Below are 23,013 nucleotides of genomic sequence, written 5' to 3'. Positions count from 1 at the left end.
GCAACGCACTTTCAAGACTTCCTCTCATTTGGGTAGATGAGAAGTTTTGAAAGTGCGTTTTTTATTTGGAAGGAATGATGATTATGCATCTTATTTTAAGTTTATTTTTAATTTTAATTGTATCTACATTACTAAAAGCAGGTTTTCAAAAAGTCAACTTGCCTCTTGTAATTGGCGAACTGCTTACTGGTATTTTGCTAGGGCCAGCCTTACTAGGATGGATTCATACGGATGAATCCATCAGTACTGTTTCTGAAGTTGGAGTGGTTCTGCTACTCTTTATTGCTGGTTCCCATAGTGATTTAAAGACACTTAAAAGCGTTTTTAAATCTAGTCTTACTGTCGCAGTATTAGGTGTTATTGCCCCCATCATTTTGATAGCTACTGCAAGTATTACGATATTCGCTGTTGGATTCAATGAAAATATCTTTTTAGGAATTGTACTGGCTGCAACGAGCATCTCAATTGCACTTGAAGTTCTAAAAGAATCAGGATTATTACAAAGCAAAATGGGAAATGTTCTAATCGGTGCCGCAATTGTTGATGATTTTTTGACACTATTTATTTTGAGCCTTTTCATTAACTTTAATAGTACAGGAAGTTTTGATCCTCTTGCTTTAGGCCAGACACTTATCCTGCAAGTTATTTTCTTTGGCTTTGTTTTTGTATTTAAAAAGTGCTTTCCCTTTTTCGACAAGTTTTTGCAAACAAAATCGATTAGCCTACCTTATTTCTATGAATTGTTTTCACTAGTTATGATTTTTGGCTTATCTATCCTCGCTGAAAAAGTGGGACTTAGTGGTATTATGGGAGCATTCTTTGCCGGTATTATTTTGAAGGATGCCACATTCTTCAATCAGGTATCAGAAAAAATATCTGCAACAGCTTACTTGATTTTTATCCCCTTATTTTTCGCTTCAATCGGACTCAACATGACTTTAGACGGTGCTTTAGATAACTTGCCATTAATTTTGATTTTCACCCTAATTGCTATTCTTTCAAAATTTTTACCTGGTAAATTAGTCAGCCAATATTTTGGACTACCCAAAAACCAGGCTAACATTGTTGGAAGTGGTATGATTGCTCGTGGTGAAGTTGCTTTGATCTTAGTACAAACGGGCCTAACCAAATCGATTATTTCACATGACTTATATGTACAACTTATTATTGTTGTCATTTTGACAACTGTTTTAACACCATTCATGTTAAATTACTATATAAAAAAAGCAGGATAATTTATCCTGCTTTTTTATTTTGCAAATAATATGCCAATAAATGATAATAAGTTGTTCAACATATGAACACCTGTTGAACAACGAAGGTCTTTCGTTTTGAGATAAATCGCCGCAAACATCATACCCATCACTGCATAAGTGACTAAGCTCAAGTTAAACTGAAAACTAGTATGAGCTAGACCAAAGAGTAATCCGTTTAAAATAATACCTAATGTATTCTTTAAATTAGAACTCTGTTTGAAAAACAAATCAAAGAATAACCCTCTGAAGATAATTTCTTCAAGAATAGGACCAATAACAACAACGAATAGTCCAAATAAAAAGTTATTCCCTTTCACAAATTCGATAATTTTAACTTGGTTAGCTGATTCTGGTTGGTTTTTTAATAACACCAAGTTGATAACAACTTGAACAATAATTAAAACAACAAATAATCCCAACACAAGCATTACTTTGTCAAAGCCAAACTTGGTTTGTTTGGTCATAAATTGTCTAGGATTATCTTTTTCAAGTAAGTAACGATAATAACGATAAATCCCATAAACGACAACTGCCGCAACAGCTAACCGAAGAACAATACCCAAAACATAACCCAAGCTCATAACTTCTTTTGGCATTTGCAAAAAAACTAACAAGAGTTGATCAACGAAAAAAACGACAACCGCCATAATTAAGCGAACAACATAGCTGACACTTTTCGACATTTTTTAACCCCTCACTATAAACTACTAATCACATTATTGATAATGTGGACAACAATTGACGACTTAATATCTTTGGTGAATAAATATACAGAAGCCAGTATCATTCCCATTACGGAATAAAGTACTAAGTATATTGACAATGACGTTTCATGCATTAACCCAAATAATACACCATTAACAAAAATACCCACGACGTTATTTAATCGTGTATCCTTCTTGAAAAATAAATTGAAAAATAATCCTCTAAAAATATATTCTTCAACAATTGGCCCAACAAACATCACGAATAGTGGAAATAAGAAATTCACTTTCGAAATAATTTCATTCAACCCTGCTTCGTTTGCTGAAGTTTGATTACCAGATAATACTAATGATACTAAAAATTGAAAGGCTAGCATAATAACAGCCCCAATAAAAATAATCATGACATTGCGCTTATTAAATCGCCAATTAAATTGAAATTTCCGCTGATTATCCGACTTTAATTCATGTCCATATTCAATCGTCATCACGTATATAATCGCTACTGCCACAATTATTCTGATGGCATTATTAATGATATATCCCATACTAATGGGTTCTGCCTTAACTGTTCCCATTAATCCAGTTAATAAGATATCAAAGAAAAAGAAGATAAAAATCATCAGAACTTTTTCGAATGTTCCGCGTTTTTTAAACATAAAAAACCTCCTAACAGATTCTAAATCTCATTATAGCATTTAGAAACGTTGGAGGTTTTGAAAAAATAACTCATCAAAATTAGTTCATTAATTTTGAAATGTGATCGACAACATCTGTCATCCAATCAATATAAGAGGTATCATTTGGTTTCGTTTCGGTCACTTCAAGAATTGGCAAGTTAGCTGCTTTGGCTTTATCAGCCATTTGATCAGCTAATGGGCTGTGACTTTGGGTATTGTAAACAAAAAATGAAACCGTTTTTGATTCGAAATCTTTTTGCATTTGCGCAATATCTTGAGCTGAAGGATCGGTTTCTTCTGCGATTGCTTGTTCAAAATGCTTGTTGTTGATTTCAAATCCAATTTGTTGAAGGAGATAGTCAGCAACTGGTTCTGAGACGTTAACTTTCTTGTTGGCATCAGATAAGTGACTTTTGACATCGTCAATTTTTGCGGTTAGCGTATCAAACTTCTTCAAGTAAGCTTGCGCATTTTTTTCGTAAGTTGCTTGGTTAGCTGAATCAATTTCGATTAGTTTTTGCGTAGTTGTTTCAACAAACTTTTTCATTAAGCTAACATCATACCAGATGTGTTCATTATCGCCATCTTTAAGTTGGCCAATGTCTGTTGCAATTGAGATTTTTTGGGCTTTAGTATCGGTTGATTTTACCAGTTTTTCAAACCAGCTATCGTAACCCAGACCATTTTCAACAATTAAATCTGCGTTAGTAATTTTTTTAGCATCATTAGCTGTTGGTTCAAAGTGGTGAGGATCTGCACTAGAACCTGAAATAATTGGGGTTACATTGGCAGAAGTTCCTTGTGTGATTTCTGATACAATATCACTATAAACATCCGTTGAAGTAATCACGTTGATTGCTTTTTCTGAATCTGAGCCGCTAGTAGTTGTTGATTGTTGAGATTGACTTTGACATCCGACAAAAACAACGGCTGCAAGAGCTAGTACGATTGTCGCAAATATTTTTTTCATAATTATAGTTACTTCTCCTTTAAATGATAATCATTACGATTTATAATTATATAGGATTATTGATCAAAAGAAAAGAGGAAATTAAATGAATCACTTAAAACAGCAAGTTTTAAACAAGATGAAACAAAACCAACTTAAAATAACCAAACAACGTGAAGTCCTAATCGATTTACTAATCAAACATCGTGATACGTATTTAGATATTACAAAAATTGATCAATTAATGCGCCAAACATTTCCTTCAATGAGTTACAATACTGTTTACCGCAATCTTAAACAACTTGAAGAAGCTGGATTGCTTGAGCAAAATAATCAAATGGGACATGCCATGGTCAAAGTCATTTGTGAATTTGACCACCATCATCATTTCATTTGCCAAAACTGTGGCATCGTTACCGAGTTAAAAGAATGTCCGATGTCAATTTATCAATCACAAATTCCAGGAGCTAAAATCCTATCTCATCAATTTGTTCTTGAAGGATTATGCAAAAACTGCTCAAACTGCAAATCTAAAGAAAACTAAAAAAGCAGACCTGAAAAGGTCTGTTTTTTTATTCTATTCTTCATCATCGTCTTTTCTTCGTTTAGCAATTAACCAGAAAATACCCCCTATAGCGACGATTAAAGCACCAATATAAGGAATAGCATCCCACCATTTATTAGATTGACCTGCGTCATTATCTTTATTTAGGTTTGCTACTTTGTTGACAGGACCATTGCTTCCACCATTAGCAACAGATGAACGGTTATTACCTTGGTTTGATCTTTGAATTAAACCGCCAGTATCTCTGTTACCATTGCTGTTTTGCGTTTGGCCTGAGTTAGCTGGTTGGACTTGTCCTTGAGAGCTACCTGTCTGAGCTGTTGTTGCTGGATAGTAACGGTAGCCATTGCCTGAATCAGTTCTAGTTGTGCCTGCATTTTGAGCAGTGCTACCATTTCCATTATTTGCAATAGTATTATTACCCGCATTTTGAGTATTAGCTGTTGTATTAGTGTTAGTTGGTTGATTATTAGGTGTTTTGTTATTTTGGCTTGTTGGTTGACTCTGAACAAAATCATTGAAACTCGTTAAAATGGCTTGCACATTTTGATTTAAATTAAGCATGTTGAATGTACTTGGATCAAATCCAGGCTGATTCAATTGACTATTTGAATCGGTTTGCAAGTTAGTTAAAGCATTTAAATAACTTTGTTTTTGTTGAGGAGTTAGCGTTGTATTTTGATTAATTGTCTCTTGTGCCTGTTTAACTGCTTGACCAACTTCTTGACTCACTTCACTTGCAGTTGGTTTTGGATTGGTTGGCTGTGACGAGTCATTGTTATCATCAGTTGGAACTGGTGTTGGTGTGGGAGTTGGTTGTTGATTGTCATTAGTCAATTTAGCGTCTTTAATGACATCTTGCGCCACTTTATTCATCGTATTTTCAATGTCATCCATATCTTTAAACGATGGAGCTTGTTGCAAATCATCATTGGCATTGAACAACGAGGTATACAATTGATTAATATACTGTTCTTGCTGTTCGGGTGTTAAGTTAGGTTGATTGATAATTTGATTTTGCAACTTATCAACTTGTTCAGCTAATTTTTCAAATCTATCAGTTCTTTCTGACTCCAAATTGGTTTGTTTGATATCTTCTGTTGCTTGATAATGATCTGACATATCTTTTTGTTTCTGGCTTAGAACTTGTGTGATTTCGGCTTGTGAATTTGCCGAGCCAAAGTCTGCTTCATTAGAAATAAGATTAATCAAATCCTTTACGTTATCTTTATCTGTTTGATTTACTGGTTGTAGATTATCTAATTGACCAGTCAATTTTTGAGCATAATCAACCAATTGTTGACGTGCATTTTCACGTTTTTGGTCTAAGTCAGCACGTCTTTTGACGTCGGCTACTTTGAGTTTAGCCTGTTCTAATTGGTAAGCGATATCACTTGGATTGTTGTTATTTTTTATTGAGTTTTCCATATTGGACTTAATTTGATTAATTTCATCTTGATAGCTTTGAGATAAGTCACTATTTGTCAATTGTGGAAGGGTATTATTTGTGATTTCTTTTTTTAATTCTGATTTAGCATTTGTTCGAACATCATTAATTTTATTCAGATTCTTTTGCTTAGCATCGTCCATAATTTTTTCGATAGCAGCATTATTATCAGCTACTAAGGATGTAATTTGTTCATTCGATTTAGTACCAGAAATTGCTCCTGAATTGTCGGCAACTAATGCATTAATTTGATTATTCAAATCATTCTTATCTGAATCACTTAAGCCTAACATTTGGTCGATAGCCCGTTTTTGATTATCTCGATGTTGGTTTGCTTTGGCAATAGCTGTGTTTTTATCAGATTGAAGTTGTGCTTGCTCTAAAATAGCTTGCATCCCTTGATTTGCTGAATCTTTGTATTGAGAAATAATTTGCTCATCTTCAGCATTGTCTATATATTGATTCATTTCATCAATAGATGGTAACTGGCTTGTGTAATTATCTGAGTTTAAGTCAAGCTTTTTGATTTGTGATTCTATATCTGTCCTATAACCTTTTAAATGAGATTTCGCATTTTCTTTATTGATATTTTTTTGACGTAGCTTAACAGCAGCATCATATTTTTTACCAATATCTGCTAAAGCACGATTGTATTTTTCTTGTACTTCTGATTCACTACTACTGCTACTGATTCCTGAATTAGTAATTATATTATTTATGTCGTTTTTGAGTTGGTCTTGTTGATCTGATGTTAGGTCATAACTTAGAGTATCTTCTAACTCTTTACCATTCAAACCTTGTTGCTTGAAATCCTTTAATTTTTCTATAGTTGAATTTGATGTTAAATCATCTAATTTTTGTTTTTTCAAGTTTGCTAATTTAGCTTGATTTGATAAATCAGTAAGTTTAGCTTTTGTAGCTTGTTCAAAATAACCGATAGCTTGTGTCGAACTTGATTGATCAATGCTTGCATGATCTTTTGCTGTTTCATCGAATGCATTATTAACTTGAGTCTTGTAACTTTGCTTGTCTTCTGCAGTTAGGGCATTAAAATCTGCATCATTATCAAGTTCACTTAGTAAATTATCACGTTGTGTTGTTAATCTTGATTTAGCATTTGACTTAGCATTTTCAAGATTAGCATTGCTCTTTTGATTATATTTATCATAAACTTGATTAATTTGGTTTTGTAGATTTAATTGTTTTTGTGCAATTGCATTATCACTATCTAGACCATCAAATGCTGTTGGTAGTTGGTCTTTAATCTTTTTTAATTCAACTTTTGCTGCTTGTTGTTCAACTGAACTTAATCCTGTCAAATTGTCAATTCGACCATTTTCACTATCAATATTTTCAGATAATGTTGCACTAGCTTTAGCCTTATCATCTGCTAATTTGAGTTGATTGTATTCATCTTCCATATTAGCGAGAGCAAGATTTTCAATCTGCTTCATTTGATCATAAGACTTAACTTGACCTATTTTGGTCTTGGCATCTTCTAAGATTGGGTTCAACTTATTCCTTAGTTGTTCTAAAAATGGGTTACCAATGTCTGTTGTAAGTGTAGACATTTTATCAGCTAGATTATTTTTAATTGTTTCTTTGCTTGAATCTGAGGTTCTTTTTTGAGTATTGAAAATATTCGTAAAATCGGACAGAATATTATCTTTATTAGTTACAAAGTCACCCTTTAATCCATCACTTAACTTATCATCAATTGATTTTTGAGCACTTTCGATTTGAGCTTTTGTTAGTCCTGGTAACTTATCAAGATTATTCTTCACTTCTTGTGCTTTGGTTTTCAAATCATGGGCTGCTTTTGCTTTATCGTTTGCTAATTTTGTATTTTTAGCAAAATCATCTAGTTTAACAATCTCACTTTTCTTAGTTTCTAAATCAGCAGTATTTTGAGCACCTAAAATTGATTGACGTAACTCACTTGTCTTTTCAGCTAAACCTTTGGTAAATTGACTTCTTTGGTCATTATCCAAGTTATAACTATTATCAATAACTTTTTGAGCATCAGCACTTTTTTGTTTAATTTGACTATCCAAAATTTGTTTTTGGTTAGCTAAATTAGCTGCTGATTTTATTTTTTCAAGGTCTTGATCAAAACTAGTTGATAAAGCATTAACATCAGCATTATCAGCTGTTAATTTAGTTTGATAGCTACTTACCAAATCACTAACTTGTTGGTTAAATCCTGTTTTTTTATCATCTGAAAGTGGTTGTAGACCTTGAATATAGTCTTGAGCAGATTGAGCTAATTGTTGATTGTTATTAGCCGTTTGTTGACCAGCTTTTGCTTGGTTTGCTTTTTGTTTAAGAGCTTCCAAATCTATTAAAGAACTGTCTTTAGTAAGAAACGCATCTGCTGATTTTGACGCACCATCTACATTATCTCTGCCTGCTTTTGATTTAGCATTTAACTCTGACTGAAACAGTGATTTTTGTGGGTCAGCTAATTGATTAATAATAGCTTCCATTTCACCAGCTTTTAGATTAATAGCACTCTTTGCGGCATTTTTTGCTTGGTCTAAGTTACCTTGATTCAAAAGACCCGCATCAGCTTGAATTTGATTAAAAGCAAGGCTAACTTTTTCTTTATAGGTTGCCAATTCTGAAAGTGTATTAGGAATATTATTAGCCAAATTGGTTGTAGCTCCTGTAATAGAACTTAAAATATTAGACTTATCAGGGTCAGGGATACTTCCCATTCCTTTAACAGCACCTGTAACATTTTTAGATTCAGTATTAATTGAATCTGTTATGTCATACTGTAACTTAGCAATATCTAAGTCATTGGCTAGTGTGTTAAATGTTTGTGTTAAATTAGTCTTTGCTTGAGCTAGTTTTGCTTCATCAGGAGCTTGAGTTAAACTATCTTGATTAGATTTAGAATAAAAGTCTGTTACTTGTCGATTTAAATCAGATTTTTTAGGACTACTATATGGTAAGCTGTTTAGTTTAGCCTGTAGTTGTTGATATTGGTTATCAAAGCCTAGTTTAGCTTGATCTCGACTAGTTGCTAAGCGATTATCTTGATTAGATTTTTGATCATTTTTAGCTTTTGTTAAAACTTTTTCTAAATTGCTAATAGCTGTTGATTTTTTACTATTAGCATCGTCTACAGAAGAGGCCCCTTCAATCGCTGTTTTTCCAGAATTAAAAGCATTATCTAATTCTGTTTGCAAACTATTTTTATCTGTTAAGTCAGACATCATATTCAGTTGATTATTTAAATCATCATATTTCATTTGTAATTCTTTTTTAGCTTGATTTTGTGCTGATTTTTTAAGTGCATCTGCATTAGATGTATCTGTTGAATTTTTTGCTTGATTAAACTGTGTAATTGCAGCATTAACGATTTGATCAACATTTGTCATCGAATCGGCGTTATTAATATCCGTTTGAGCTTGGCTCAAAGCCGTTTTGGCTTGATTAATAAGCGCATTTTGTCGTGCTAATTCTTTTGGATTAAGTAAAGTGAGTGGGTTTTTCCTAAACCAAGACATAATCCAATCAATAACGTCTCCACTCTTTTGCTTTAATTCTGACTGTTTTTGCTTTTTATATTGAGCTAAAGTAGCTAAATCATTAGCTGCTTTAGCTCGCTTTACAATACTTTCGATGCCACCTGTGGTTTGACCATTTTCAATTTGAGTTTTATAGTCTTCGGATTGCTGGGCAGTTAGGCTGACTAACCCATCGACTGCATCTTTACCTTGTTTTTTAGCATTCATTAATTCCGATGAGTCAATGGCCTTACTATAAGGGATTCTAATACCATTATCTCCATCAAATTTTAATTCAAATGTCATAGAGTTACCAACATTTTTAGAGTCATTAATAAAATTCAAATTATCCGAATTAGTAAATGTAACATCGAAATGTTGTTTATCTGGTGATACTCTGATTGAAGAAGGTCCCCAGGAAAGCCATCCTCCAGTTTTAGGCGATTTTACACCTATACTCTTAATGGAGTGGTTTTGCGCACCAGGTACGTAGAAGCTAATATTTTTTGTATTTGTAACTAACCCATCCAAACGTGCAACCTGTAAATCAGTCGCTGCTTGAACGATTGGATTAACCCCTTTAAGATGTTGCCCAAAATCAGATGATGATACTGTTGCAAATGCTGTGGCTGCAAGTAATGCAGAACTAGCATAAACTACTTTTTTAGATACTTTTGATTCAAAATTCTTTTGTTTATTTTTCATAAAAAATACCCCCTAGATTTTATATCTAGAGGGTACTCTTCTCAACAAAAAAAGTCACTTTTAAAAAAACATAACCAATCATGTTTGATATCTATTTGCATTGATTATCTTTTTAACTTAAGTAATTATCACAGCTTAATATAGAATCAAATCACTGTAGTGACAGCATTTTGACTATTTACAACTGGCGCCATCATTTTAAATTGTAGCTTATAATTTGTTTTCATATTATTGGAATATGATTTGTATTTAGTTTCTATTCGCAATATTATTTGCCATTTCTCTTCAATATTTCAACTGCTTGACTTAAGTGTTGATCTAGTTTAGCTAAGTCAGCTTTAGAAACACTAGCCATTTCTTTTTCGAAATTTTCACGCCATTCTTCTGATTGCTTTTGCACATAATCATATCCATATTGAGTCATTTCAACTTCAACTACTCGCCGATTATCAGGGTTAGTTTTGCGTGCAACGATATTTTGTTCTTCAAGTGACTTAACTAAATGACTTACTTGTACCCGTGAAATACCAATCAAATCAGCTAATCTTGACATCTTAACTTTTTTTTCGTCAATAACTACAAAACAAGTTAGTAATTGCATTCTGGAGAGCGATCCATCTAGCCTCATATTATGAAACAAAACACGCATCAAGATACTAACAACCTCAAGTGAAGAGTTTGTTAGTTTATTTTCTTTATTTTCCATTAAATTTTCACGTCCTTTTCTAAAAAATAATATAGTGTGTTGACAATTTTGTCAAACAGTTTACAATTGTTAATAATTAATACATGTGAACTATATGAGTAGAAAGGGATTTCAAATGTTAGAACTAAGACATCTTAAAAAGTATTTCCATGTCGGAAATACGACAACTAAAGCATTGGATGATGTTTCGCTTTCTTTTCGAGATAAAGAATTCGTTTCAATTTTAGGACCTAGTGGTTCTGGTAAGACAACCATGCTAAATATTATTGGCGGACTAGATAAATATGATTCTGGTGATTTATTAATCAAAAACAAATCAACTAAGAATTTCAAAGACACTGATTGGGACGCTTATCGTAATAATTCCGTCGGTTTCATCTTTCAAAGTTATAACTTAATTGGTCATTTATCTATTTTAGATAACGTAGAATTAGGTATGACACTAAGCGGCGTATCCTCTGAAGAAAGAACACAAAAGGCAAAAGATGCATTAACTAGAGTTGGGCTAGGCGAACATATTGGGAAAAAAATTGCTCAACTTTCTGGTGGTCAAATGCAGCGTGTTGCAATTGCCCGTGCGATTGCCAACGACCCTGAAATTCTATTAGCTGATGAGCCAACAGGTGCTTTAGATAGTCAGACAAGTGTTCAAATCATGAACTTGATTAAAGAAATTTCTAAAGATCGGCTAGTGATTATGGTTACCCATGATGAAGAACTAGCTAAAGATTATTCAGATCGTATTGTGCGTTTTGCTGATGGTAAGATTCAAGATGATACTAATCCATATGATGATAGTAATCGTAACCAACAATTCAACTTAAAACGTACTAAAATGAGTTGGTGGACAGCTCTTAAACTATCCTTTACAAACCTTAAAACTAAAAAAGGACGTACGTTGCTAACTGCTTTTGCTTCAAGTATCGGAATTATTAGTATTGCCATTGTTCTGGGATTATCCAATGGGTTTCGCATTCAAATTGGGCAAACTCAAGGTGAAACGCTATCTAAGTTCCCAATTACTATTTCACAAGTAGCCACTCAAACTTCTGTAGGTTCTTCCATCACAAAAGACAAATCAGATACTTCTAAATCTGAAAACATTAATTATGTGATTGCCCAACAAGATCAAAGTGAAGCAGCAACACATGCTAACAAAATTGATTCTAACTATCTTGACTACTTAACTAAAATCAATCCTAACGATAGCAATAATATCAGTTATAATCGAGCAACAGGTATGAATTTACTCCGCGAAGTAAATGGAAAAATTCAAAGTGTTAAATTCTCAACTCAATCAGACAATGGGAGTAACATGTCTCAGCAAATGTCTGCTATGACCGGGATGGGTGTATCTGTTTTTCCTGAACAACTTGATCAAAGTAAAGGAAACTTCTTGAAAGATAATTATCAACTTGTTAATGGTGAGTACCCTTCAAACCCAACTGATGTTGTCTTAATCGTTGATAAAGATAACAAAACTAATATTAACGCTCTTAAGAATTTAGGCTTTGATGTCTCAAATGATCAAAAACTAGACTACAACCAAATAATTGGAACAAATATTAAATTAGTTAATAATAACAACTACTATCAACAATTACCTACAGGTAACTTCATGCCTACTCAAGATTTAACAACCGCTTATAATAACTCACAAAATCGAGAAGTTAAAGTCGTTGGGATTTTGAAATCAAATGAAAATTCAAGAACCACAGCACTAGCACCAGGAATCGCTTACTCTGACAAACTTGCGCAAGAAATCATTCAAGATAACGCAAATTCTGAAATCGTTAAAGCTCAAAAAGAAAGTGATAACAATGTGCTAACTGGTCAGCCTATTACAAGCGATATGGCTAAAACTCAAACACTTGCTTTCCTTGGTGGTAATGATATTCCAACAAGTATCTTAATTTACACCGACAACTTTAAAAATAAAGAAAATGTGTTAACCTACCTTAATCGATACAATGAAGGTAAATCAGATGAAGATAAAATTATCTACACTGATATGGCAGGAACTGTTTCAAGCTTAACAGGTGGATTAATGGACGGTATCACCTACGTTCTTGTTGCTTTTGCAGGTATTTCATTGGTAACAAGTATGATTATGATTGGTATTTTAACTTATACTTCTGTTATTGAACGCACAAAAGAAATCGGTGTTCTAAAAGCACTAGGCGCTAGAAAATCAGATATCACACACGTCTTTGATGCTGAAACCTTTATTTTAGGACTCGGTTCAGGGGTATTAGGTGTTGGAATTGGTTATCTTGCATTATTCCCAATTAATGCGTTACTTTATCAAATAACAAATATGGAAAATGTTGCAAATCTTAACCCCGTCCATGCTATTATTCTAATTATTATTAGTACAGCATTAACGATGTTAGGTGGTCACATTCCATCAAAAATGGCTTCTAAAAAAGATGCTTCAACTGCTTTACGTAGCGAATAAAATAAAAAGACCTCCAGAGGTCTTTTTATTTTGTTCAAATATTAATAATCTACAAAAATTATGGTGAAATGGTTGAATTATTAAAGAAAAATAAGCATAGTAGTATAGGAAGGGTTTTAGACCACTGTCGTTTCTAAATATATAAGTATTGGGGTTGTGTCAATGAAGAGTCAAGCAACAACAGAACTCATTCAAAATGGGTTGAGTTCACAAATAGTCAATCAAAAAAAATCAGAAGGTAAAGTTAACTTGCCTGTACAATCACTAACTCGAAGTGTTAAGCAGATTATTTCTGAAAATACATTAACCTTATTTAATGCGATTAATCTGTTCTTTGCAATTTTAGTTGCGATTACTGGTAAATATGCCAACCTCTGGTTTTTAGGCCCTGTTTTATTTAATACTGTCATTGGCATTTTCCAAGAACTCCGAGCAAAGCGTCAAGTTGATGCTATGAGTTTAATCACAATGCAACAAATCACAGTTAAACGTGATAGTAAGTCAATTCAATTATCACAAGATGAGCTTGTTGAAGGTGATATTGTAACCTTAAAACGTGGAAATGAAATTCCTGCAGACGGTATTGTACTGCAAACTAACGGACTTGAAGTCGATGAATCGCCTTTAACTGGTGAATCACGTAACATTATCAAAAAAGATCAAGATGAAGTGTTATCTGGCTCTTTTATTAATAGTGGTCAAGCCATTGTACAATTGACAAAAGTTGGACATGACAGTTTTATTTCAAAATTATCACTTGAAGCTAAAACTGAGAAAAAGCCTTCAAGTCAATTACTTAATATGATTAACAAAATCATCAGAATATTAACCTATATCATTATTCCGTTGGGAATTATTTTGGCCATCTCAAGTTACTTAAAAGGTGGCGGTTATATTCAAATCATCTTGGGAACAGCAACTGCTGTCATCGGCATGATTCCCGAAGGACTTGTTCTATTAACTTCTGTTGCGTTAGCCGTCGGTTCGTTGAACCTCAGCCGTAAAAAAGTCTTAACGCGTTCAATTAATGCGATTGAATCACTAGCACGTATTGATACACTTTGTTTGGATAAGACTGGAACTATTACAACCGGTAATCTGCATATTCATGAAATTGAACCGGTTTCTGATTTAACTAAAGAAGAATTAATCGACCAAACACAAGCTATTGTCACTGCCAATCAAGATGACAATGCGACTGCACGTGTGATTTTGGGTTACACTAAGACACCTACTACAAAAGAAGCTTCTGCAGCACTCCCATTTTCTTCAGATCGAAAAATGAGTGGCGCTAGTTTCACTGATAACCCGCATGAGTTTTGGTTAATGGGAGCCCCTGAATTCATTTTTAAAAACCAAAGTCTTCCGATTGACATGGCTGAAAAAATTGCACAAGCCACAGCCGATGGTTTTCGAATTATTTTGATTGCTAAAGGAACTGGTGACTTAAAGAAACTGGATGATGCATCCCTCAAACCAATGGGTTGGCTCAAAATCGCTGATGAAGTTCGTCCCTCAGCTAAACAGACTTTCAATTACTTAGCTGAACAAGGCATCGACTTAAAAGTAATTTCTGGTGATAATCCCGTAACTGTTAGCAATGTTGCCCAACGTGCTGGGATTAAAGGCGCTAAAGACTATGTCGATATGAGCCAACAAACCGATAACGTCGATTTCACTTACCTTGTACAAAATTACAATATCTTTGGTCGTGTTTCCCCTACGCAAAAACGTAATTTGATTAAGTCTTACCAAAAACTTGGTAAAACTGTTGGAATGACAGGTGATGGTGTTAATGATGTATTAGCACTCAAGCAATCTGACTGTGCCATTGCCGTAGCAGGTGGAAATGATGCCAGTCAATCAGTTGCCGACTTTGTGCTATTAGACGCTAACTTTGATAATATGATTAACATCTTAAATGAAGGACGCCGAGTAATTAATAATATTGAGCGTGTCGCTTCAATGTACTTGAATAAAACCATTTATTCGATTATTTTGGCTGTTATTTTCATTTTTGTTAATCTACAATATCCATTCCACCTTAGCCAATTAACACCTGCTACAATGTTAACAGTTGGTATTCCTTCATTTTTCTTAGCCTTGGAACCTGATTTTAGTCGACCAACCGGGCGATTTATGGATAATGTACTGTCGATTGCAGCACCTGCTGCTTTATCAATTGTAACTTATGTCATTATTTTTTCATTTTTACAAAGTTATGCACAAGTGCCATTTGCGGATAGTTCAACCATGGTTTCACTTATGATTACGGTAGTCGGATTCATCACTTTACTTTATCTAAGCAAACCGCTAACACCCATCAAGTATGGACTCTTGTCCCTTGTGGTTATTGGGATTATCGTTTCATATGGGTTCTTAGGCAAACTATTTGAACTTACTTCAATTTTTAGTTTTAATTTAGCTATTTGGTATGTTCCTTTAATCCTAACTGCATGGCCATTGTTCGTTTTATACAGAATTATATTCAAAAAATTAAACAACTATTATATTTCAAAACTAGAAGCTTAACAGCTTCTTTTTTTTGTGGTAAACTAAAAAAACGTGATTTTTCATGAGTGATTATATTTATTATATTTGGAGGTTAATTTTGAAAAATAAGCTATTTAATATTATCAATATCCTTATAATTACTGTGATGGCGTTAGGATACGTCGTCCCACTAATGCAAGTTAATGTTAGTGCAGAAAACGCAGGAAAAGCAAATGTTACAATAAAACCTAAAGAAAACGATTCTTACCAAATCTCAAGAAATAATCAAAACGTAGATGTATCTGACATTCGAATCAATGATAACATCAAATTTAACTATGTTTGGAAAATAGATAGTGGGCAAGAACCAAAAGAAGGTGACACTTTCCAATATAAGTTGCCCGAAAATATAACCTATGTACAACAAGAAAGACGATTTGTATCTGCGGGTTCAGAAATTGGTACACTTAAAGTAACCTCAGATGGTAATGTAACCTTTACATTTAAAAAAATTGATAGAACTAGTGAAGATGGTATAAATGGCTCTTTGAATGTAGAAGGTCAAATATCTTCCAATGTTAAAAACGGTGATTCTATTGATTTTTCCGGTTTCCCTCTAAATAGTAACTCCTCTACGAGGTATAAAATCAAGAGTGGTTCGAAATCAGACTTTGTCCTTAACGGATTAAATGGTGTTCCTAATAATTCAAAAAATATTATTAATAGTAAAGCACTAATGAGTGAAGCTACTATTAATCAAAACGGAAGCGAGTTTAACAAAAATAGTAAAATTTTAACAACATTCGATTCCACAATGGATTTAGATAAAGTTGAGGTAACATCGGGCACGTTAGATAGTTTAAATGGGCAATTTTATCCAAAAGTACAGCTCTCAGAATCAGACTATGATTTAAATAAAGAAGACGGTTCAATCGAACTGCACCAAAATACTTTTGACACCCTGAAAGTAAAATATTACTTCAATATTAATACTAATAAGTTAATTTACAATCAAATTAACGGCCAGGAATTTCGTCAAAGTATTTACTTATCAGATGATATTTCTAAGAAATCCGACAGTAGAGTAACTATACCTTATGACAGCTTTGTAACAGCGAAACGTAATGGATCTTATTACAATAGTAATAATATTTTTTTCCTTTGGGGCAGTGAATATAACTATAACCATAAAAGTTTACCTCAAAACAATACTTTAAAAATTAACATCTCAAAAAATGATGACTCACATTTTTTAGATGGAAACTCTATTAACTTATATAAAGTATCAACAGATGACAATGGCGTTTACCGTTTCAACACACAGGACAGCGATTCTTCTAAAAGAAAATATAATCCTTCTGCGTCTGATAAGGTAAATGAAAACGATTATTCCATTGATATTGAAAATAATACTATAAACATTACTTTCAAGAATCCAACGCAAGATGCTTATCTAGTTACCTATAGCACATACACCAGCCAGGCAAACTCAGTTAGTTCCACTTCATCCGTTAAATCCCCTGAGGGACAAAGTTATTCTGATACAACTAGTTATGTGATTTCTAAATCCTTCGTTGATAGTCTAGCTTTTACACTACAACAGGACGATAAAAAAATCGATTACCACAATTCAAATGCTAGCTGGTATTATGACATTCACAGATTATCTGGTTTACCAAAACAAGATATATTAATTGAAAATGCTATGTCCTCGGGCCTCAAATTATCTAACAACCCAAATTTCTTTATACGACAAGATAATAAACAAATCAAAATAAATCCTGATTTGACTGCTAAAGACGGAGACACTGAATTTAAGTTTACTATCCTAGATAATGGCAAAAATTTCAAACTTGAAGCTACTAATGTTTCAAAAAGATATACAATAGGATTTGATACAGCTTTTGATACCAGCAAAAATCAAAACACTAATAAATACATTTTTGAAGTAGCCGGAAATGCCAAAGTCAAAAGTTTAGATAATGACAAAGAAACTAGACTAACAAGCAAAGATAACCTGGAACTAAATGCTAACAACATGGATGGTTTTATCTATTCAACAGTTGACACACCTACAAAACAGATTATATTTGATAGTGTCATTAATCCTAGTAAACGACCAATTAATAACAGTCCCATCACAAATGAAATAACAAATGGTAAAATTATCGGGTATGAAGTGTATAAAATTCAGTTATCAAGTGATGGAAAAATTAATCCTAGTTCTCTTTCTAGTGACAATCTTGTTAAAAGCGAAAACTTTGATATTAGTCAAAATAAACAAAGTGTTGAATTTCAACCTGAAAACAATTCCAATGAAATTTACTTACTAAGAAGCATCGTATCCTGGGATAACATGATTCTCGATTCCAAATCAAGCATAACTAGTGCAACATCAAAACAGGATATGAAATTTAGTTCAACAGTTCAAATACCAAACAGTGGGAAATTTTTAGAAAAAACCGGACAATTTGATAATAATATAAAAAATCAAATTAACTGGAAAGTAACCTTAAATAAATCTCAATCAAAGCTAGATAATATTAAATTTTTTGATGACCCTGTTGATAACCAAATTGTTGATATGCAATCTATCAAAATTAAACAAGTTAGTATTGGTAATGATAGCAATATAGCTAACGGTGGCAATACTTTGGTACAAGATACAGACTACGTTATTACATCTAGCGGAAATAACCAATTTACGGTAGAGTTTAAAGATTCTATATCTAAACCCTATATAATTGAATACTCCACTACTGTTCAAAAAATTGATCCTGAAAGTAATTATGTCAACTCTGGTCAATTGTTTATGAAAAGTGATATTTTGTCCTCGGTTTCTGCTACTGCTCCTAATCCAGTGCGTGGAGATTCCGAAGTTTCTTTTAATAGTGCACCTTATTCACTGACTATAAATTTAAAAGATAAAGGAAATCCTGACAATGTAATTAACGGTACTTTTATTCTTGAATCTTCTGATAATATTATATATAAAGGCGTAACACATAATGGTAGTTTCACATTTGCAGGACTAAGTAAAAATAACTATAAATTAATCCAAACAGCTGCCTATGAAGGCTACCAAATTGCAGAAGAAAAACAAATTGATGTAGGAATTAAATCCCCTAATTTATATGAATTAACTGAAACAATACTTAATGGATATCAAACAGAATCCAACCATGATTCTGATAATCAAACACCTTCTTCTAATGAAGATGAAGGTAAAGATAAGAATAGTGCGGGACCGACCGAAAATAAAGAATCTTCTCAGTCAGATTCATCAAGTACCGATGAACCATCACAATCAAGTGACTCTGATCCTTCTATCCCTCAAGATAAAGAATCTTCTCAGTCATCTGACAGTAGTCAATCCGACTCAAGTGCATCAAATAGCACAACTCAATCAACAGCTACACAATCAAGCACTAATAAACCAACATCAAACTTACCTCAAACAGGTCAAAAACATGACTTAACACTTAAATATGTTGGGATTATTATTGTTTTACTCAGCGGATTTATTTTATATCCCGCACTAAAAAAACGTCGCTAATAAATTAGCGGCGTTTTTATTTTGTCTTTTTTAGATAACTTTCAATATCATTTTGCGATCTGGAGCTGGATAGTCTTGATCCAAAACAGCTAATTCATCTGGTGACAACACAATATCACTAGCCGCAATATTTTCTTGCATATGGCCAACTTTGGCGGCTTTAGGAATAGTAATCAGATTATGATCACGAATAACCCATGCCAGTAAAATTTGGTGTGGCGTAGCTTGATGAGTTTCGGCAATCTCTTTTAAATTATTCGTGATTGCAATTGAATCGCCAAAGCCTGACCCAAATGGTGAATAGCCAACTAAAGCGATGTCTTTTTCTTTTTGAAATGGCATTAAATCATACTCAATACCTCTTGATTCAATATTATATAAGACTTCATTTGCGGCAACTTTATCGCCACCTTCAACGGCCAGTAACTCTTTCATGTCATCAACATCAAAGTTTGACACTCCCCAGTGACGAATAAGCCCTTCTTGTTGTAGTTCATTTAATCCTGCAACAGTTTCTTCTAGTGGTTCATCACTTCGCCAATGTAGCATATATGTATCTAAGTAATCAGTTTGCAATCGTTTCAAACTAGCCTCTAAACTTTGTCTCATATCACCTTTTGACGCATTATGTGGGTAAAATTTAGACGTCAACAATATATCTTCCCGTTTATAATCTTTAATCACTTTTCCAACGAGTTCTTCAGCTAGTCCATTACCATACATCTCAGCTGTATCAATCATATTAATACCACGATCTAAGGCATACTTCATCGCTGTTATTTCTTCAGCAGTTTTAATTTCTGAACCTTCGCCCAAGTACCAAGTTCCGATACCGAGCTCACTTATTTTTTCGCCTTGATAGTCTAAAATTCTCATGATATCACTCCTTATTCCTATTATACCAAATCCAATTCCTTCACGATAATAAGAGGGTATTTCCTTACTAAAATTTATGAAAATTGGGCTGATTTTCACCACATTTTGCGGTAAGATTAGTAATGTTTTCTCTAATTAATATCAACCAGAATAGAAGGAATGTGATGACCGTTTTAGTACTTAGTGGTGCCATTGGCGCCGGAAAATCAACCCTTACCCAAATCATTGCCGATGAATTAGGTACAACGCCTTTTTTTGAAGAAGTTCAAGATAATCCAATTTTACCTTTATTTTATGATAATCCTGAAAAATATGCTTTTTTATTGCAAATCTTTTTCTTAAATAAACGTTTTGCTTCCATTAAAAAAGCGCTAACACATCGTCACAATGTTTTAGACCGCTCAATCTATGAAGACGCTTTGTTCTTCCAAATGAACGCTGATATGGGCCGTGCGACTGATGTCGAAGTCGATTTATACAACGAATTGCTTGATAATATGATGGAAGAACTTGATGGCATGCCTAAAAAACATCCTGATTTGTTAATTCATATCAATGTTTCTTACGAAACTATGATTAAACGAATCAAAAAACGTGGCCGTTCATATGAACAGATCGACCAAAATCCAGATCTCGAAGATTATTATAAGCGTTTACTAGACTACTACAAGCCTTGGTATAACAACTATAATTACTCTAAGAAAATGATTATTGATGGCGATAAATACGATTTTATTGCAAATGAAGATGACCGCCAAACTGTTATCAAGCTAATTAAGGATAAATTAGCAGAATTAGATGAAGACTAATCTTAAGATTAGTCTTTTTTCGTACGCTTTTTTATTTTTTGATGGTAATGTTTGGTTTTCAAACGTTTAAGAAAGTGTTAAGATATTAGTATATGATTTTAAAAATAAAAACGCGAACATTATATTTCGCAATCGGAGGAAAATATGGATAAAGTTAAATCTTATTTCATGTTTGATAAATTCAATACAAGCTGGCAAACAGAGATTATTGCCGGTTTAACGACTTTTATTAGCATGTCTTACATTCTATTTTTAAACCCTAACGTTTTAGGAGACGCTGGGATGGATAAAGGAGCTGTCTTTACAGCCACAGCTCTTGCCAGTGCTTTAGGTTGTATCTTGATGGGAGCACTTGCTCGATACCCATTCGCCTCAGCACCAGCACTGGGAGTTAATGCTTTCTTTGCTTACACAGTTGTTATCGGTATGAAAATTCCTTGGGAAACTGCTCTTGCAGGTGTTTTCATCGCTTCAATCTTATTTATCCTAATTACAGTCTTTAAATTACGTGAAAAAATTATTGATGCAATTCCCGTTAATATCAAACAAGCTATTTCAGCTGGTATTGGAATGTTTATCGCCTTCATCGGACTTAAAAATGGTGGCTTAATTCAAAAAAGTGACTCAACATTAGTTGCTTTAGGATCATTAAACGTACCAGCGACTTGGATTACAATCTTCGGATTACTAGTGACGGTAATTTTAATGGTTAGAAATGTTAAAGGTGCCGTTTTTATTGGAATGGTACTAAGTGCTATTTTAGGAATGGCAACAGGATTAATTGCACTTCCTAGTTCAATCGTCGCAACACCACCAAGCCTGGCTCCTACATTTGGTGTTGCCTTGGCTCATGTTGGTAACATCAACACACTACAACTTGCTATTGTTGTTTTAACTTTCTTGCTAGTTACTTTCTTTGATACAGCAGGTACTTTAGTTGGTCTTGCTGAACAAGCTGGTTTTATGAAGAATAACAAAATGCCTCGTGTTGGTAGTGCACTAATGTCTGACTCAGTAGCTATGTTAGTTGGTTCACTACTAGGAACTTCACCAGTTGGTGCCTACGTTGAATCTTCAGCTGGTATCGCTGCTAAAGGCCGTACAGGTGTTGTGGCTATCGTAGCTGGTTTCATGTTTATCTTGAGTTTATTCTTTTCACCATTATTGGCAGTTATCATCAACCAAGTAACCGCCCCAGCACTTATTATTGTGGGTACTTTAATGGCTAGCTCACTTGCAAAAATCGAATGGGATAAATTAGAAATTGCAGTTCCTGCATTCTTAATTGTTATCGGTATGCCACTAACATACTCCATTTCAGACGGTTTAGCATTAGGTATGGTTGTTTACCCAGTTACAATGGTTGCTGCTAAACGTGGCAAAGAAGTTTCACCAATCATGTATGGACTAGCTGTTGTCTTTATGATTTTCTTATGGATGTTAAATATCAAATAATAGTTTATAAAAAGAGGATTACCAGATAACTGGTAGTCCTCTTTTTTATGTCTATTTTTAAATATAAAGCGGTTGTAGAAGCTGCTTTTAAGTTGCATTCAGCGTTCACAAATCCTCAAAGGGCTTTGAATTACTTCTTTAGTTGATTGTTTTTTCCACTACCGGCGTATCCTCCCACAAATTCAATTGGAGACTTGACATCAAAATTTAATTTGATTCATTTGTTATTGCAACAATGAATCCATTTTCATGGCATCAACTAATGCAGGTTTTGTTTGATAGTGTATTGTCATAACTTCGGCTTTCATAATATAAAAAATGATTGCATAGCGGCATTATCTAAGCACTTGCCTTTGCGCAAATACTTTGACTAATTGCATTATCTTTTAACGTTTTCAGCAGAAGTTTGATTGTTTCATGGTGGTACTTAATAAAGTAATGCAGATTTTTTATGACTTCATTGAACTTTAAGTGTTCTAATCAGATGTTGGTTTCGAGCCTGATTCACCATATAACTCCCATCTAGCAGTCGGAATATTAAAAAGCTGTTTAAAGTCTAATGCCTGCAGTTTGAATTCAAAAGAATGGGGAGTCGGCTTTAAAAGGTTAACCCAGCCCTATATATAAAGTTGCTTATAAGATATGTTGTCATTTTATAATTCAGTACCTAACTAAATACCTAATAACGGTTTATTAAAAGGTGATAATATTTGAAAAGTATTTATATATCAAAAAAGCCGTAAACATAATCACTAATATGTTTACGGCTTTTACTTGTTAACTTTAGCTCCGGTTGTCAGACTCGAACTGACGACAGCTTGATTAACAGTCAAGTGCTC

General features: G+C 33.6%; 13 protein-coding genes. 7 read left to right on the top strand and 6 right to left on the bottom strand.

Going from position 1 to position 23,013, the window contains the following annotated elements; translation table 11 throughout:
* Window positions 1–74: 74 nt before the first annotated feature.
* Window positions 75–1,235, top strand: coding sequence for a cation:proton antiporter (locus tag FC86_RS03570; protein WP_082618844.1), 1,161 nt, complete (start codon window positions 75–77; stop codon window positions 1,233–1,235).
* A 14-nt stretch (window positions 1,236–1,249) separates the two neighbouring features.
* Here the strand turns inward: FC86_RS03570 and FC86_RS03565 are convergent, their stop codons facing one another.
* From FC86_RS03565 to FC86_RS03555, 3 genes are all read right to left on the bottom strand, one after another.
* Complete coding sequence (locus FC86_RS03565) at window positions 1,250–1,939, bottom strand: CPBP family intramembrane glutamic endopeptidase (RefSeq protein ID WP_056974704.1); 690 nt, start codon at window positions 1,937–1,939, stop codon at window positions 1,250–1,252.
* A gap of 14 nt (window positions 1,940–1,953) precedes the next feature.
* Window positions 1,954–2,619 (bottom strand): CPBP family intramembrane glutamic endopeptidase, encoded by a 666-nt coding sequence (locus FC86_RS03560; protein ID WP_056974703.1) that lies wholly within the window; start codon window positions 2,617–2,619, stop codon window positions 1,954–1,956.
* Between the two features lie 79 nt (window positions 2,620–2,698).
* A complete protein-coding gene (locus FC86_RS03555; RefSeq protein ID WP_056974702.1) occupies window positions 2,699–3,610 on the bottom strand; it encodes a metal ABC transporter solute-binding protein, Zn/Mn family in 912 nt (303 codons plus the stop codon).
* An 85-nt stretch (window positions 3,611–3,695) separates the two neighbouring features.
* Between FC86_RS03555 and FC86_RS03550 the strand changes: the two genes are divergently transcribed.
* A complete protein-coding gene (locus FC86_RS03550; protein ID WP_056974701.1) occupies window positions 3,696–4,133 on the top strand; it encodes a Fur family transcriptional regulator in 438 nt (145 codons plus the stop codon).
* A gap of 33 nt (window positions 4,134–4,166) precedes the next feature.
* Here the strand turns inward: FC86_RS03550 and FC86_RS03545 are convergent, their stop codons facing one another.
* The gene (locus FC86_RS03545; RefSeq protein ID WP_056974700.1) at window positions 4,167–9,821 is read right to left on the bottom strand and encodes a coiled-coil domain-containing protein; all 5,655 of its coding nucleotides are present in this window, start codon (window positions 9,819–9,821) and stop codon (window positions 4,167–4,169) included.
* Window positions 9,822–10,089: 268 nt separating this feature from the next.
* Complete coding sequence (locus tag FC86_RS03540; RefSeq protein ID WP_056974699.1) at window positions 10,090–10,527, bottom strand: MarR family winged helix-turn-helix transcriptional regulator; 438 nt, start codon at window positions 10,525–10,527, stop codon at window positions 10,090–10,092.
* 115 nt (window positions 10,528–10,642) lie between these two features.
* On the opposite strand from FC86_RS03540, the gene FC86_RS03535 reads away from it, so the two are divergent.
* The 3 genes from FC86_RS03535 (at window position 10,643) to FC86_RS03525 (ending at window position 19,034) form a co-directional block, all read left to right on the top strand.
* The gene (locus tag FC86_RS03535) at window positions 10,643–12,985 is read left to right on the top strand and encodes an ABC transporter ATP-binding protein/permease (protein ID WP_056974698.1); all 2,343 of its coding nucleotides are present in this window, start codon (window positions 10,643–10,645) and stop codon (window positions 12,983–12,985) included.
* Window positions 12,986–13,147: 162 nt separating this feature from the next.
* Entirely contained in the window at window positions 13,148–15,517 is a 2,370-nt protein-coding gene (locus tag FC86_RS03530) for an HAD-IC family P-type ATPase (RefSeq protein WP_056974697.1), read from the top strand.
* A gap of 79 nt (window positions 15,518–15,596) precedes the next feature.
* Window positions 15,597–19,034 (top strand): collagen binding domain-containing protein, encoded by a 3,438-nt coding sequence (locus tag FC86_RS03525; RefSeq protein ID WP_056974696.1) that lies wholly within the window; start codon window positions 15,597–15,599, stop codon window positions 19,032–19,034.
* A gap of 30 nt (window positions 19,035–19,064) precedes the next feature.
* Here FC86_RS03525 and FC86_RS03520 read toward each other — a convergent pair whose 3' ends face one another.
* Entirely contained in the window at window positions 19,065–19,910 is an 846-nt protein-coding gene (locus FC86_RS03520) for an aldo/keto reductase (RefSeq protein ID WP_056974695.1), read from the bottom strand.
* Window positions 19,911–20,074: 164 nt separating this feature from the next.
* On the opposite strand from FC86_RS03520, the gene FC86_RS03515 reads away from it, so the two are divergent.
* Together FC86_RS03515 and FC86_RS03510 are read left to right on the top strand one after the other, a co-directional pair.
* On the top strand, window positions 20,075–20,719 hold the full coding sequence (locus FC86_RS03515; protein WP_056974694.1) for a deoxynucleoside kinase: 645 nt from the start codon (window positions 20,075–20,077) through the stop codon (window positions 20,717–20,719).
* A gap of 144 nt (window positions 20,720–20,863) precedes the next feature.
* Window positions 20,864–22,174, top strand: a complete 1,311-nt coding sequence (locus FC86_RS03510) for an NCS2 family permease (protein ID WP_056974693.1) — start codon at window positions 20,864–20,866, stop codon at window positions 22,172–22,174.
* Window positions 22,175–23,013 lie beyond the last annotated feature (839 nt).

Origin of the sequence: Holzapfeliella floricola DSM 23037 = JCM 16512 (genome assembly GCF_001436605.1) — a bacterium.
GTDB lineage: Bacteria > Bacillota > Bacilli > Lactobacillales > Lactobacillaceae > Holzapfeliella > Holzapfeliella floricola.
Note: the sequence above shows the minus strand (reverse complement) of the source record. Positions and strands in the feature narration are given on the sequence as shown.

Coding starts and splice junctions, on each gene's coding strand:
- FC86_RS03570 (WP_082618844.1), top strand. CDS start 75: ATGATGATTATGCATCTTATTTTAAGTTTATTTTTAATTTTAATTGTA.
- FC86_RS03565 (WP_056974704.1), bottom strand. CDS start 1,939: ATGTCGAAAAGTGTCAGCTATGTTGTTCGCTTAATTATGGCGGTTGTC.
- FC86_RS03560 (WP_056974703.1), bottom strand. CDS start 2,619: ATGTTTAAAAAACGCGGAACATTCGAAAAAGTTCTGATGATTTTTATC.
- FC86_RS03555 (WP_056974702.1), bottom strand. CDS start 3,610: ATGAAAAAAATATTTGCGACAATCGTACTAGCTCTTGCAGCCGTTGTT.
- FC86_RS03550 (WP_056974701.1), top strand. CDS start 3,696: ATGAATCACTTAAAACAGCAAGTTTTAAACAAGATGAAACAAAACCAA.
- FC86_RS03545 (WP_056974700.1), bottom strand. CDS start 9,821: ATGAAAAATAAACAAAAGAATTTTGAATCAAAAGTATCTAAAAAAGTA.
- FC86_RS03540 (WP_056974699.1), bottom strand. CDS start 10,527: ATGGAAAATAAAGAAAATAAACTAACAAACTCTTCACTTGAGGTTGTT.
- FC86_RS03535 (WP_056974698.1), top strand. CDS start 10,643: ATGTTAGAACTAAGACATCTTAAAAAGTATTTCCATGTCGGAAATACG.
- FC86_RS03530 (WP_056974697.1), top strand. CDS start 13,148: ATGAAGAGTCAAGCAACAACAGAACTCATTCAAAATGGGTTGAGTTCA.
- FC86_RS03520 (WP_056974695.1), bottom strand. CDS start 19,910: ATGAGAATTTTAGACTATCAAGGCGAAAAAATAAGTGAGCTCGGTATC.
- FC86_RS03515 (WP_056974694.1), top strand. CDS start 20,075: ATGACCGTTTTAGTACTTAGTGGTGCCATTGGCGCCGGAAAATCAACC.
- FC86_RS03510 (WP_056974693.1), top strand. CDS start 20,864: ATGGATAAAGTTAAATCTTATTTCATGTTTGATAAATTCAATACAAGC.